At 58.4% G+C, this 12,964-nt stretch carries 11 protein-coding genes; 2 read left to right on the forward strand and 9 right to left on the reverse strand.

Going from position 1 to position 12,964, the window contains the following annotated elements; translation table 11 throughout:
- Positions 1-67: 67 nt before the first annotated feature.
- The 9 genes from aauR to glpK all read right to left on the reverse strand — a co-directional run bounded on the left by aauR (position 68) and on the right by glpK (position 11,363).
- Entirely contained in the window at positions 68-1,393 is a 1,326-nt protein-coding gene (gene aauR, locus ACWKV9_RS01695; protein ID WP_483834351.1) for a two-component response regulator AauR, read from the reverse strand.
- 141 nt (positions 1,394-1,534) lie between these two features.
- Positions 1,535-3,424 (reverse strand): two-component sensor histidine kinase AauS, encoded by a 1,890-nt coding sequence (aauS, locus tag ACWKV9_RS01700; RefSeq protein ID WP_483834352.1) that lies wholly within the window; start codon positions 3,422-3,424, stop codon positions 1,535-1,537.
- Positions 3,425-3,511: 87 nt separating this feature from the next.
- Positions 3,512-4,246, reverse strand: coding sequence for an amino acid ABC transporter ATP-binding protein (locus ACWKV9_RS01705; RefSeq protein WP_483834353.1), 735 nt, complete (start codon positions 4,244-4,246; stop codon positions 3,512-3,514).
- Positions 4,243-4,911 carry an amino acid ABC transporter permease gene (locus ACWKV9_RS01710; protein WP_483834719.1) on the reverse strand — a complete coding sequence of 223 codons (669 nt, stop codon included), beginning with the start codon at positions 4,909-4,911 and terminating at the stop codon, positions 4,243-4,245. The genes ACWKV9_RS01705 and ACWKV9_RS01710 overlap by 4 nt, the downstream gene beginning before the upstream one ends.
- Entirely contained in the window at positions 4,908-5,654 is a 747-nt protein-coding gene (locus tag ACWKV9_RS01715; protein ID WP_483834354.1) for an amino acid ABC transporter permease, read from the reverse strand. Before ACWKV9_RS01715 ends, ACWKV9_RS01710 begins: the two co-directional genes overlap by 4 nt.
- A 113-nt stretch (positions 5,655-5,767) precedes the next feature.
- Complete coding sequence (locus ACWKV9_RS01720; protein WP_483834355.1) at positions 5,768-6,682, reverse strand: glutamate/aspartate ABC transporter substrate-binding protein; 915 nt, start codon at positions 6,680-6,682, stop codon at positions 5,768-5,770.
- 358 nt (positions 6,683-7,040) lie between these two features.
- Positions 7,041-8,579, reverse strand: coding sequence for a glycerol-3-phosphate dehydrogenase (gene glpD / locus ACWKV9_RS01725; protein WP_483834356.1), 1,539 nt, complete (start codon positions 8,577-8,579; stop codon positions 7,041-7,043).
- A 342-nt stretch (positions 8,580-8,921) separates the two neighbouring features.
- A complete protein-coding gene (locus tag ACWKV9_RS01730) occupies positions 8,922-9,677 on the reverse strand; it encodes a DeoR/GlpR family transcriptional regulator (protein ID WP_037012305.1) in 756 nt (251 codons plus the stop codon).
- 180 nt (positions 9,678-9,857) lie between these two features.
- Positions 9,858-11,363 carry a glycerol kinase GlpK gene (gene glpK, locus ACWKV9_RS01735; protein WP_483834357.1) on the reverse strand — a complete coding sequence of 502 codons (1,506 nt, stop codon included), beginning with the start codon at positions 11,361-11,363 and terminating at the stop codon, positions 9,858-9,860.
- Positions 11,364-11,599: 236 nt separating this feature from the next.
- On the opposite strand from glpK, the gene ybaK reads away from it, so the two are divergent.
- A complete protein-coding gene (ybaK, locus tag ACWKV9_RS01740; protein ID WP_483834358.1) occupies positions 11,600-12,070 on the forward strand; it encodes a Cys-tRNA(Pro) deacylase in 471 nt (156 codons plus the stop codon).
- Between the two features lie 100 nt (positions 12,071-12,170).
- Positions 12,171-12,953, forward strand: a complete 783-nt coding sequence (locus tag ACWKV9_RS01745) for a PhzF family phenazine biosynthesis protein (RefSeq protein WP_483834359.1) — start codon at positions 12,171-12,173, stop codon at positions 12,951-12,953.
- The last annotated feature ends 11 nt before the right edge of the window (positions 12,954-12,964 follow it).

The following is a 12,964-nucleotide window of genomic DNA, read 5'->3' on the forward strand; positions in this document are numbered from 1 at the left end:
GGCGATTTGGAGGCGTGTCATGTAAGCCGTCTCGCGAACAAGTTCGCTCCTACAGAGAATGTGGGTGTCACCCCAACCCGTACTTCTTCACTTTGTCGAACAACGTGGTTTTGGCCATGCTCAATTCCAGACTGGCCTGGCTCAGGTTGCCGCCGCTGCGTTGCAACGCCTCGCTGAGCAGGTTTTTCTCGAAGGCTTCCACCGCTTCCGAAAACCCCAGGCTCTGGCTGTATGCAATGGCACCGCTCTTCTTGAACGCTGGCAGGCCCAATGCATACCGCTCGGCCACATTTCGCAACTCGCGCACGTTGCCGGGCCAGTCGTGGCTCATCAACGCAGACATCGTTTGCGCGTCCAGTTGTGCGGGCTCGCGGTCGAAGCGCAACGCTGACAACTGCAAAAAGTGCTCGAACAGTTGCAGGATGTCCTCGCGACGCTCACGCAGCGGCGGAATTTCCAGCGTCACCACGTTCAGACGGTAATAGAGGTCGCTACGGAACTGGCTGACTTTACTCAGCTCGGCCAGATCCGATTTGGTAGCCGCGATCACCCGGCAATCCACGGCCAGGCTCTGGTTCGAACCCAACCGTTCCAGCGTGCGCTCCTGTAACACCCGCAGCAGTTTGATCTGCAGGCTGATCGGCATGCTTTCCACTTCATCGAGGAACAGCGTGCCGTTGTGCGCGTGTTCGATCTTGCCGATCCGACGTTTGCCCGCGCCGGTGAACGCGTTGGCTTCGTGACCGAATATCTCGCTTTCGAACAGGTTCTCCGGCAGCCCGCCGCAGTTCAGCGCGACGAACTGCTGTGAATGCCGACGGCTGAAATCGTGCAAGCAACGGGCGACCAGTTCCTTGCCAGTACCTGTTTCCCCCTCGATCAGGACATTGGCCGAGGTGTCGGCGACGTTGGCGATCAGCGCCCGAAGCTGTTGCATGGCCGGGGAGCGGCCAATGATTTTGCCTTCCAGCGAATCACGTTCAGCCAATTGCTTGCGCAGCGACCAGACTTCCCGCGCGAGCCCGCGTTGTTCCAGCGCACGCCGCGCCACATCGACAAGGCGCTCGGGGGAGAAGGGCTTTTCCATGAAATCGTAGGCGCCGTCGCGCATGGCATTGACGGCCATGGTCACGTCGCCGTGCCCAGTGATCAGCACGACGGGTAGGCTGCGGTCCCGCGCTTTGAGGCGGGTCAGCAACTCCAGGCCATCGATGCCGGGCAGGCGAATATCGCTGACGACGATGCCCGGGAAGTTATCGCCCACTCGCTCCAGTGCTTCCTCGGCGCTGGCCACGCCTTCGCTGTGAATGTCTTCCAGCGCGAGCGCCTGTTGGCAGCCGAGCAGCACGTGGGGGTCGTCCTCGACGATGAGGACGGTGAGGTCAGTGTTCATTGGAAATTCCGATTGGTGAGGCCCGTTGTAGGAGCGCGCTTGCCCGCGATAGCAGTGGATCAGAGATATCTATGTAGCCTTTCACACCGCCATCGCGGGCAAGCGCGCTCCTACAAATGCGATGTGTTCTGCGGCGTGTTTTCATGCGCTTGGCCCCACCATCGGCACACTCAACACAAACACCGTGCCACCCTCCGGCGGATGCTCGGCGTTCAAACTGCCACCCGCTGCCGCAGCGAGGCTGGCGGACAAGGTCAATCCTAATCCCAGCCCTTGCTCACCCGGCTTGGTGGTGAAAAACGGCTCGAACAGGTGCTTGCGCGCTTCGGCGTCGATGCCATGACCGTTGTCCCGGACCCGCAAGCGATAGCGCCCTTCAGCTACTTCACCTTCCAGCCACAGTTCCGGCAAAGGTTGGGCTTGCATGGCGTCAAGGGCATTGCCAATCAGGTTGACCAGAATCTGCTCCAGACGCGTTTGATCAATCATCAGCGCGACGTCGTTGAAATCCTGATGCAGTTGCAGCGAGCTTTTCTCAACGCGAGCGGCGAGCAATTGCAGCGCTGCTTCAACCGCCTTGCCCAGCGAGGCCTGGCCTTTGTCTTCGCCCCGACGGGCGAAGGCGCGCAGGCTGGCGGTAATGCGGCCCATGCGATCCACCAGGTCATTGATCGTGCGCAGATTGGTGCTGGCGGTATCCAACATGCCACGCTCGATGAAACGCACGGTATTGCCGGACAACGTTCGCAACGCTGCCAGCGGCTGGTTGAGTTCGTGGGCGATGCTGGTGGACATCTGCCCAATGGCCGCTAGTTTTCCGGCCTGCACCAGCTCATCCTGCGCCTGTCGCAAGGTGTCTTCCGCTTGCCGACGTTCACGAATCTGACCCTTGAGCCGCTCGTTGCTGGCGCGCAGATCAGCCGTGCGTTCGGTGATCCGCCGCTCCAGCTCGTTATTGGCTTGTTCCAATGCTTCACGGGCCGCGAGGCGAGTGGAAATCACCTTGCGCCGCTCGTTCCAGGCAATCAGCAAAAACGCCACCAACGCACAGGCTACTGCAACCAGCATTCCCTGATTGGCCGCTTCACGACGCAGATCTTCGAGCGGCGTCAGTAGGGTGAGGTGCCAAGGCGTGTCGGCCAAATCTCTGGTTTGTGCCAGATAGCTGACCACTGTGTGCTCATGGTCGACGCTGCTGTTGGCGGGAAAGGTGAGCTTTTCCACCCCTTCGGAAATCGATTCGCGCTCCAGCGGCACCAACTCGTTCAGCGGCCACCAGTAGTACTGCAGGCTGCGCGCCAGACGTTCTTTGACTTCCGGGGTAAGGGCGCGCACTGACTTGAGCCGCCGGGCCGGGTCGCTGGACAAGATAATGATGCCGTTCTCGTCGCTGACGAACGCTTCCAGACGGGCCCGCTGCCAGCGCTCTTCCAATGCTTCAAGCCGGACCTTGATCACCGCCACGCCGATGATCTTGCCTTTCTCTTCCAGGCCATGGGCCAGGTAATAACCCGGCTCGCCAGTAGTGCTTCCGATGCCATAAAAGCGACCGGGCAGGCCGCGAATCGCATCCTGGTAATAGGCGCGGAACGACAGGTCCTCGCCCAGATAGCTGTCGGCATCGCGCCAGTTGCTGGTGGCCAGCACGCGGCCTGTGGTGTCGAGCACATAAATCGCGCGGCTACGGCTGCGGCGGTTGAGGCCTTCAAGGTAATCGTTGACCTTGCCGCGCAGTTCGGGAGACGGCCCGTTGAGCAAATCCGATACGTTGGATTCAAGCTCCAGCACGCTGGGCAGATAGTTGTATTTGTTGATCTCGCTTTCGACGGTGCGCGCATGCAGCTCAAGCTGGCGCTCGCCGTTTTCGCTCAGGGCCTTGATGCCGTTGGTTTCGCTGAACAGATAGCTGACGTAGCCCAACCCGATCATCAACAGGATGATCAGCGGCGGCAGGAACATTTGGCGTATCAGACGGGGTTTCACGGCGAGTGATGGCGGCGGGTCGCGATAGAGAGGGGGGTCGCATTTCATCACAGTCGTCCTGGACCGACCAGCCGCGCGTTTCCTGGATATCGGAAAACGAGCGGCCGGAGGGTTTTGTGCCCTTGTGGGGCTTTTTTAGTGCTGCAGGATTTTGGCGAGGAACTGCTGGGCACGTTCGGAACGTGCGCTGACGTCACCGAAAAACTCTTCCTTGGCGCAGTCTTCGACGATCTGGCCCTGGTCCATGAAGATCACCCGGTTCGCTACTTTGCGGGCGAAGCCCATTTCGTGGGTCACGCACATCATGGTCATACCCTCATGGGCCAGTTGCACCATGACGTCCAACACTTCGTTGACCATTTCCGGGTCCAGCGCCGAGGTCGGTTCGTCGAACAGCATGACTACCGGGTCCATCGCCAGCGCACGGGCAATCGCCACGCGCTGCTGCTGGCCGCCGGACAGTTGCCCTGGATGCTTGTGTGCGTGAGCCGACAGCCCGACGCGTTCTAGCAGGGCCAGGCCTTTTTTGGTGGCTTCTTCCTTGCTGCGACCCAGGACCTTGATCTGCGCAATGGTCAGGTTTTCGACGATGGTCAGGTGCGGGAACAGTTCGAAATGCTGAAACACCATGCCCACGCGCGAACGCAGTTTTGGCAGGTTGGTTTTCGAGTCGGCGATGGAGGTGCCGTCGACCACGATGTCGCCTTTCTGGAACGGTTCCAGCGCGTTGACGCATTTGATCAGGGTCGATTTACCCGAGCCCGACGGACCGCAGACCACCACCACTTCGCCTTTGGCGACGTCGGTGCTGCAATCGGTCAGTACCTGAAAGTCCCCATACCACTTGTTGATATTTTTGATGGAAATCATACGGCAAACCTTTTCTGCAGAAGCTTCACCAGGCGCGAGGCAGCGAAGCTGATGATGAAGTAGACCAGACCGGCGAAGATCAGGAATTCATTGGAGCGGCCAATGATGTCGCCGCTGGAGCGCGAGGCGTTGAGGAAGTCCACCAGACCCACGGTGTAAACCAGCGAGGTGTCCTGAAACAGGATGATGCTCTGCTGCAACAGCAGAGGGGTCATCTTGCGGAACGCCTGAGGCAGGATGATCAGGCGCATCATCTGGCCGTACGTCATGCCCAGCGCTTGCGCGGCGCCCATCTGACCGCGAGAAATCGACTGCACACCGGCGCGGACGATTTCACAGAAGTAAGCGGCCTCGAACATCATGAAAGCCACGACGCAGGAGGTGAACGCGCCGATTGGCGTGTCTTCGCCCGTGATCCAGCGCAGCACGAAAGGCACTGCCAGATAGAACCAGGTGATAACCAGCAGCAGCGGGATAGAGCGGAAATAGTTGACGTATGCGCCAGCGACGTTGGACAGCAGCTTGTTGGACGACAGACGCATCAGCGCCAGCAACGTGCCAAGAATGATGCCGCCCACGATACCCATGACCATCAATTGCAGGGTCATGATCATGCCGTTCCACATGCCGGGAATGGCAGGGACGATTCCAGAGAAGTCCATTATTTGCCCCCCACGGAAATCAGGCCCGGCACCGCGACTTTCTTCTCAATCACGCGCATCAACAGCATCAGGCTCATGTTCAGCGTGAAGTAGATCAGCGTGGCCAATGTGAAGGCTTCGAACAGGTTGGCCGAGAATTCAGCGGTTTGTTTGGTTTGCGCCAGTAGCTCCATCAAGCCGATCAACGAAGCCACGGACGAGTTCTTGAACACGTTGAGGAATTCGGAGGTGAGCGGCGGAATGATGATCCGGTAGGCCTGAGGCAGCAGCACGTTCCAGTAGATTTGCGGCAGTTTGAAACCCATCGCACGGGCGGCGGATTCCTGGCCCCGGGGCAGCGCCTGAATACCGGTGCGCACTTGCTCGCAAACCCGTGCAGCGGTGAACAGGCCCAGGCACACGACCACGCTCAGAAACGCCGAGGTGGTGGGGTTGAGGTCTTGCTTGTACCACTCCTGCAGGTTTTCAGGCAGCAGGTCCGGCACCAGGAAGTACCAGATGAACAGCTGCACCAGCAGTGGCACATTACGGAAAATTTCCACGTATACCGTGGCGATGGTCGATACCAGACGGTTTGGTACCGTGCGCATGACCCCGAGCACTGAGCCCAGGATTAACGCGATGATCCAGGCGGCGACGGCAATCGCGATGGTCCAGCCCAGCCCGGTAATGTACCAGTCCAGATAGGTCTCGCTGCCAACGCCCGTGGACTTGAAGAACACGCCCCAGTCCCAGTTGTAATTCATCAGGGTCTCCCCTCTGATCGATCGTTATGCACGCTTTCTTGTTAGCGAATCCTGGGGGAACCGAAGTTTCCCCCAGGATCAGGCTGTCACGGTTGGGGCTTGAGAGTGGTTACTCAGGCCTTCTTGTCCGGCGCCGGCTTGTCGTTCGGGTTGGCGATCAGAGCCTTGAGCTGTTCGCTCATCGGGAACATCAGGTTCAGGCCTTTTGGTGGAATCGGCTGGGTGAACCACTTGTCGTAGATCTTGTTGATCTCGCCCGATTTGTAGGTTGCAACGATGGCGTCGTCGACGGCTTTCTTGAAGTCAGCATCGCCCTTGCGAACCATGCAGCCATAGATTTCGTAGGATTGCGGAGTGCCGGTTACGGCCCAGTCGGTTGGCTTCTTGGCCTTGGCCATCTCACCGGCGAGCAGTGCGTCGTCCATCATGAAGGCAACAGCGCGGCCCGATTCCAGCATCTGGAAGGACTCGCCGTGGTCTTTGGCGGAGATGACGTTCATGCCCATCTGCTTGTCAGCGTTCATGGACTTGAGAATGCGTTCTGACGTGGTGCCAGCGGTGGTGACGACGTTTTTGCCTTTCAGGTCGTCGAAATCTTTGTAGGACGAATCAGCTTTGGAGAGCAGACGAGTACCGATTTCGAAGATGCCGACGGAGAAGTCGACTTGCTGGCCGCGCTCGGCGTTGTTGGTGGTCGAACCACATTCAACGTCAACAGTGCCGTTTTGGACCAATGGGATACGGGTTTGGGAGGTAACGAGGTTGTATTTGACCTTCAGGTCCGGCATGTCCAGATCTTTTTTGATCGCTTCAACGATCTTCAGCTGGATGTCGGCGGAGTAGCCAACCGGAACGCCCGAGGCGTCTGCGATGTAGGAAAACGGAATGGATGAGTCGCGGTGACCGAGGGTGATGGTGCCAGACTCTTTGATTTTCTTCAGAGTGCCGGTGAGTTCGGCGGCGAAAACTGGAGTGGTGATCAGAGCAGCAGTGATAGCTGCGCCCAGGAGATGGGGAACGATGCGCATCAATGAATCCTCGACTTTGTTTTTTTTATGGGACCGATGGTGGACGGCCCGCTTGTTTCAGAACGCTTCAACGGCGGCCCAATCAGGCGCACGCTACGGTCGGAGCAATCGTTGACAAGTGTAGAGCATGACTCATGCCAAGGATGTGACGCAGGCTAACCAATTGATCTTTATGGATTTTAAGTTGAGGAGGGTTGAGCGGGGAGAGGGCGGTGTCCGGGATGCCGAATTACCGCGGAAGATGCGTTCGGAAAACCGAATGGGAAGAGATATCTGTAGGAGCCAACTTGTTGGCGAGGCGGTGGCGCGGTAGTCACAGCCACACCGCCTCGCGAATAAATTCGCTCCTACAGATTGATCAGGCGGCTGCTATAGCACTTTTGCTGCTGGCGACCTTATCGAGATAGACCTGAACGTTATGCTGCTCCTCAGCGGTGGTGAACAGCCCCAGCTTGGTCCGGCGCCACAAGATGTCATCAGCCTGGGTTGCCCACTCCTCGGCACACAGGTAATCGACTTCACGAGAGTACAAGTCGCCGCCCAGATGCTCACCCATGTCCGCCAGACTTTGCACGCCTTCGACGATTCGCAGGGCGCGGCTGCCATAGGTGATGGCCCAGCGTCGGGCGGTTTCAGCGGGCAGCCATGGGCAGCGCCGCTGCAGGTCGCCGGCCAACGCATCAGGCGTAGTCATATCCTCGCCACCGGGCAGGCTGCCTTTGGCGGTCCAGCTTGGCTTCATCTGCGGGAAGAAAGGTGCCAATTGCTGCATTGCCGATTCAGCGAGCTTACGGTAAGTGGTGAGCTTGCCGCCGAACACCGACAGAATCGGTGCTTCTTCGGCACTGCCCGTCAACGACAGCGTGTAGTCGCGGGTAATCGCTGACGGGTTGTCCGACTCGTCGTTGCACAGCGGCCGAACGCCGGAGTAAGTGCGGATGATGTCATCGCGGCTCAGTTGCGCCTTGAAGTGTTCGTTAACGATCTTCAGCAGGTAATCGGTCTCACCTTCGGTGATTGCCACTTTGCTCGGATCGCCGGTGTACTCACGGTCCGTCGTGCCAATTATGGTGAATCGCTCCAGATACGGAATCGCGAACACGATGCGCTGATCTTCGTTCTGCAGGATGAACGCGTTCTCGCCTTCATACAGTTTCGGCACGATCAGGTGGCTGCCCTGAATCAGACGGATGCCGTATTGCGACTCCAGCTTCAAGTCTTCGCGGATGAACTTTGCTACCCAAGGGCCAGCTGCGTTGACCAATGCTTTGGCACGAATAGAAAACAGGCTGCCATCGGCACGCTCCATGTTCAGATGCCACAGGCCTTTGCTCCGGCGAGCGTTCAGGCAGCGTGTCTGGGTATGAATGTGCGCGCCTTTTTCACGGGCAGCCATGGCGTTGAGCACCACCAATCGGGCGTCGTCGACCCAGCAATCGGAATATTCGAAACCGCGGGTGATGGAAGACTTAAGCGGGCTGTTGGCCCCAAAGCGCAGGCTTTTGGACGCAGCAAGCTTCTCGCGTTTGCCCAAGTGGTCATACATGAACAGACCGGCGCGAATCATCCAGGCAGGGCGCAAATGGGGACGATGGGGTAGAACGAAACGCATTGGCTTGACGATGTGCGGGGCTTTTTCCAGCAGCACTTCACGTTCCGCCAATGCCTCGCGCACCAGGCGAAATTCGTAATGCTCCAGATAACGCAGGCCGCCATGAATCAGCTTGCTGCTGGCTGATGAAGTGTGGCTGGCCAGATCGTCTTTCTCACACAGGAAAACCGAGAGGCCGCGCCCTGCAGCATCTGCGGCAATGCCAACACCATTGATGCCGCCACCGATGACAGCAATGTCGTAAATCTCGGAGAGCGGCGGCGTAGACAGTGTGGAATGGGGCATCGGAGCCTCCTGTGTGCGTTTTTTTCGAGTTCGAATGATGACCGCGAAAGGCTAGATTCGAACATTAATGTTCATTTCCGAAAATAGTAGCGCAAACAGAAGGCACCAGCCAGCCGGTATTGATTGAAAATACTGATCAAGGAGAGAGGAAAGGAACAAAAACGAACATGGATGGCTTTGGGCTAATGCCACGCTTTGGCCGTCTGAAGGCGAAACGTGGGAGCGGACCTGTCCGCGAATGCGATGGTCCGGACAGCGAAAAATGCAGCGCACCTACCGGACCCTTCGCGGACAGGCCCGCTCCCACGGGGCGCGTTTACCCTATGCCAGCGGAGTATGGCGTTAAACCACTTCCAGCCGAATCTTGTTCTGTGTCAGCAATTGCGCCAACGCTGGTACGGGCGCCTGATCGGTGACCAGGCAATCGATCAGCGTGATTGGCCCGAGCCGGACCATCGCGTTGCGCCCGAACTTGCTGGAGTCAGCAGCCAGAATGACTTGGCGCGCGTTGGCGATAATCGCTTGGGAAACCCGCACTTCCTGATAATCGAAGTCCAGCAGACTACCGTCTTCGTCGATGCCGCTGATCCCCACCAGTGCGAAATCGACCTTGAACTGGGTAATGAAATCAACGCTGGCCTGACCGACGACGCCACCGTCGCGACGAACATTGCCACCGGCGAGCAGCACCTCGAAATCATCCTTGCCGCTAAGAATCGAAGCGACATGCAGGTTGTTGGTGATGATCTTCAGGTGGTTGTGATTGAGCAAAGCGCGAGCAATGGATTCGGTTGTGGTGCCGATGTTGATGAACAGCGAGGCGTGATCGGGAATCTGCGCGGCGATGGCTTCAGCGATGCGTTGCTTTTCGTCGCGCATCTGATCGGCGCGCATGGCGTAAGCGGTGTTTTCGATGCTGGAATCGTAGGCAGCACCACCGTGATAGCGACGCAGCAGGTTCATTTCTGCCAGCTGATTGATGTCGCGACGGATGGTTTGCGGGGTGACGACGAATAGCTGGGCCATTTCTTCGATACTGACGTAGCCGCGCTCACGGACCAGCTCGAGGATCTGCTGTTGACGGGGTGGCAGATTCATTTTTCTTCCTTCGGGCAAGGGCGCCCATCATGCCGCAGGCGCGCATTACCTGTCAGCCGGAAAAATATGAAGCACAGGATTGGAGTTTCGGTAGGAGCCAACTTGTTGGCGAGGCGTCTGACGCGGTGCGCCGTTTATGACGCTTCGCGAACAAGTTCGCTCCTGCAGGGGGCTGTGAACTTAATCCGCCGTTTCGTGCGGCTCCCAATCCCGCGTGCGATCCACCGCTTTTTTCCAGCCAGCGTAGAGTTTTTCTTTCTGCTCCTCACCGCACTGCGGTTCGAATCGGCGCTCGATCACTGCTTTGTCTTTCAATTCGTCCAGACTGCTCCAAAACCCGATCGCCAACCCTGCCAGGTACGCGGCACCAAGCGCTGTGGTTTCGCGCATTTTCGGGCGCTCCACTTCGGTGCCCAGAATGTCGGCCTGGAACTGCATCAGGAAGTTGTTCGCCACCGCGCCGCCATCCACCCGCAAGGCTTTGAGGCGTTCGCCAGCGTCCTGCTGCATGGCGTCCAACACGTCCCGGGTTTGATAGGCGATTGATTCGAGTGCCGCACGAATGATGTGATCGACCTTCACGCCGCGAGTCAGGCCGAACAGCGCGCCTCGGGCGTACGGGTCCCAATAGGGGGCGCCCAGGCCAGTGAACGCCGGCACCAGGTACACGCCGTTGCTGTCCTTGACCTTAGTGGCGAAGTACTCCGTGTCCATCGAGTCATTGACGATTTTCAGCTCGTCACGCAACCACTGCACGGTCGAGCCGCCGTTGAATACCGCGCCCTCCAGTGCATAAGCCACTTCGCCCCGTGGGCCGCAACCGATGGTGGTCAGCAGGCCATGATTGGACTTCACCGCTTTTTTGCCGGTGTTCATCAGCAGGAAGCAGCCGGTGCCGTAGGTGTTTTTGGCTTGGCCTGCTTCGACGCACATTTGGCCGAACAGCGCCGATTGCTGGTCCCCGGCGATTCCGGCGATAGGGATGCCGCTCTTGCTGTGGCCATAGACTTCTGAAGACGACTTGACCTCGGGGAGCATTTCTCGCGGCACGTCCAGCACGTCGAGCATGCGCTGGTCCCACTCCAGTTTGTGGATGTTGAACATCATGGTGCGCGAGGCGTTGGTGTAATCGGTAACGTGGGTGGTGCCGCCGGTGAATTTCCAGATCAGCCAGCTATCGACGGTGCCGAACAGCAGCTCGCCACGTCGGGCGCGTTCACGGCTGCCTTCGACGTGATCGAGAATCCACTTGAGTTTGCTGCCGGAAAAATAAGGGTCGATGACCAGACCGGTGGTTTCCTTGATGTAGTCCTCAAGGCCATCACGCTTGAGTTGCTGACAGATCTCGGTGCTGCGACGGCACTGCCAGACCACAGCGTTGTAGATGGGTCGGCCGGTGTCCTTTTCCCAGACCACCGTGGTTTCACGCTGATTAGTGATGCCGATGGCAGCGATCTGGTTGTGGTGCAGATTGGCCTGCGCCAGAACCTTGGTCATGCAGGCGGTCTGGCTGGCAAAGATTTCCATGGGGTCGTGCTCGACCCAGCCCGGTTGCGGGTAATGCTGAACGAATTCACTTTGCGCCGTGCTGACCACATTGGCATCGCGGTCGAAAATAATGGCACGGGAGCTGGTCGTACCTTGGTCGAGGGCGATGATGTAGTTTTTATTGTCTGTGTCAGTCATGTCGATTGCCTGGTAGTAAAGCGTGGCGTCAGTTTACGTCCAAAATCCAGCCAGACCCATGAGTGAGGCAGTACAGCTCTGGATATTCGTATTCGAAAAAATATAGACATAAACGAAGCCTGTCAAAGTCGGAACTGAACAGTCGCGTCCGTAACGGGACGAAAGCGTTTGCCGGGCAGATGGCCTAAAGTAGCGGCATCTGCCAACACATTGCCCAGTACGCCTGGAGTGCCTGAATGACACCCGCATTGGATCTATTGAAAAAAGCCCGGGCCGACCATCGTGTTCACAGCTATGAGCATGATCCCAAGGCAGCGTCTTACGGCCTGGAAGCCGCTGAAAAGCTGAGTCTGCCACCCGCTCAGGTGTTCAAGACTTTGTTGGCCAGCACCGAAAAGCACGAGCTGCTGGTGGCAGTGGTGCCGGTGGTTGGCACCCTGGATCTCAAGGCACTTGCCCACGCGGCGGGCGCGAAAAAGGCCGAAATGGCTGACCCGGTAGCGGCGCAGCGGGCGACCGGTTATTTACTGGGTGGCATCAGCCCGCTGGGCCAGAAAAAACGTCTTCGCACGTTCATCGACGTGTCCGCTCAACCGTTCGCGACCATTTACGTCAGCGCCGGACGACGCGGGCTTGAAGTTGAGTTATCCGCTGCTGTACTCGCTGAGCATACCCATGCGACATTTGCGCAAATTGGCCGTGAGTGATCTGGGCTACGGCTCGACGATTTCCGATTCTCGGTTGTGCAGTAATGATGTCTGGCGTCCGCATGGCCGCTGTGGCGATTAACTAATGGGGACGTCTTGCATGCAGCTAGAATTTCATCAGGTCGATGCTTTCAGTGATCGGCCATTTGCTGGCAACCCTGCGATGGTGTATCGCCTCGACACCTGGCTTGCGGATGAGCTGATGCAACGCATCGCCGCTGAGCACAATTTGGCCGAGACCGCTTTTTTTGTGCGCGAAACGCTGGGCTGGCACATTCGCTGGTTCACCCCGACCACCGAGGTCCCGCTGTGCGGCCATGCGACGCTGGCCAGTGCCCATGTGCTCTTTGAAATATACGGCGAGACGTCGGACACCATTGAGTTCGTCGGCAAGTCCGGGCCGTTGAGCGTCAGCCGCGAGGGCGGGCGCCTGCTTCTGGATTTCCCGGCGATGCCGCCCAGCGAGGTGGGCGTGACGGTCGACATCGAGCGAGCGCTGGGCGTTGAAGTGGTCGATGTGCTGGGCGCGGCTGAATTGCTGGTGGTGCTGGAATCCGAACAGGCAGTGCGCGACTGCAAACCCGACATGGCCGCCATCGCTCGCTTGCCATGGCCGGGCGTGATCATCACGGCCAAAGGCGATCAGCATGATTTCGTTTCCCGCTACTTTGCCCCGGGGCTGGGGATCGTCGAAGACTCAGTCACCGGTTCGACCCATTGCTCATTGATTCCGTACTGGTCCGGGCGGCTGAATAAACTCAGTTTGAGCGCGTTTCAATGTTCGGCGCGGGGCGGGGAGTTGTTCTGCCGGCTGGAAGGAGATCGGGTGAAAATCGGCGGTTATGCGACCCTGGTGGCGAGCGGGACGCTGAAGGTGGGGTGAAAGCAGATTCT

It is taken from the genome of Pseudomonas corni (genome assembly GCF_057128765.1).

Excerpts from the sequence above, each read along its gene's own strand:
- aauR (WP_483834351.1), bottom strand. The coding sequence starts at position 1,393 with ATGAACACTGACCTCACCGTCCTCATCGTCGAGGACGACCCCCACGTG.
- aauS (WP_483834352.1), bottom strand. The coding sequence starts at position 3,424 with ATGAAATGCGACCCCCCTCTCTATCGCGACCCGCCGCCATCACTCGCC.
- ACWKV9_RS01705 (WP_483834353.1), bottom strand. The coding sequence starts at position 4,246 with ATGATTTCCATCAAAAATATCAACAAGTGGTATGGGGACTTTCAGGTA.
- ACWKV9_RS01715 (WP_483834354.1), bottom strand. The coding sequence starts at position 5,654 with ATGAATTACAACTGGGACTGGGGCGTGTTCTTCAAGTCCACGGGCGTT.
- ACWKV9_RS01720 (WP_483834355.1), bottom strand. The coding sequence starts at position 6,682 with ATGCGCATCGTTCCCCATCTCCTGGGCGCAGCTATCACTGCTGCTCTG.
- glpD (WP_483834356.1), bottom strand. The coding sequence starts at position 8,579 with ATGCCCCATTCCACACTGTCTACGCCGCCGCTCTCCGAGATTTACGAC.
- ACWKV9_RS01730 (WP_037012305.1), bottom strand. The coding sequence starts at position 9,677 with ATGAATCTGCCACCCCGTCAACAGCAGATCCTCGAGCTGGTCCGTGAG.
- glpK (WP_483834357.1), bottom strand. The coding sequence starts at position 11,363 with ATGACTGACACAGACAATAAAAACTACATCATCGCCCTCGACCAAGGT.
- ybaK (WP_483834358.1), top strand. The coding sequence starts at position 11,600 with ATGACACCCGCATTGGATCTATTGAAAAAAGCCCGGGCCGACCATCGT.
- ACWKV9_RS01745 (WP_483834359.1), top strand. The coding sequence starts at position 12,171 with ATGCAGCTAGAATTTCATCAGGTCGATGCTTTCAGTGATCGGCCATTT.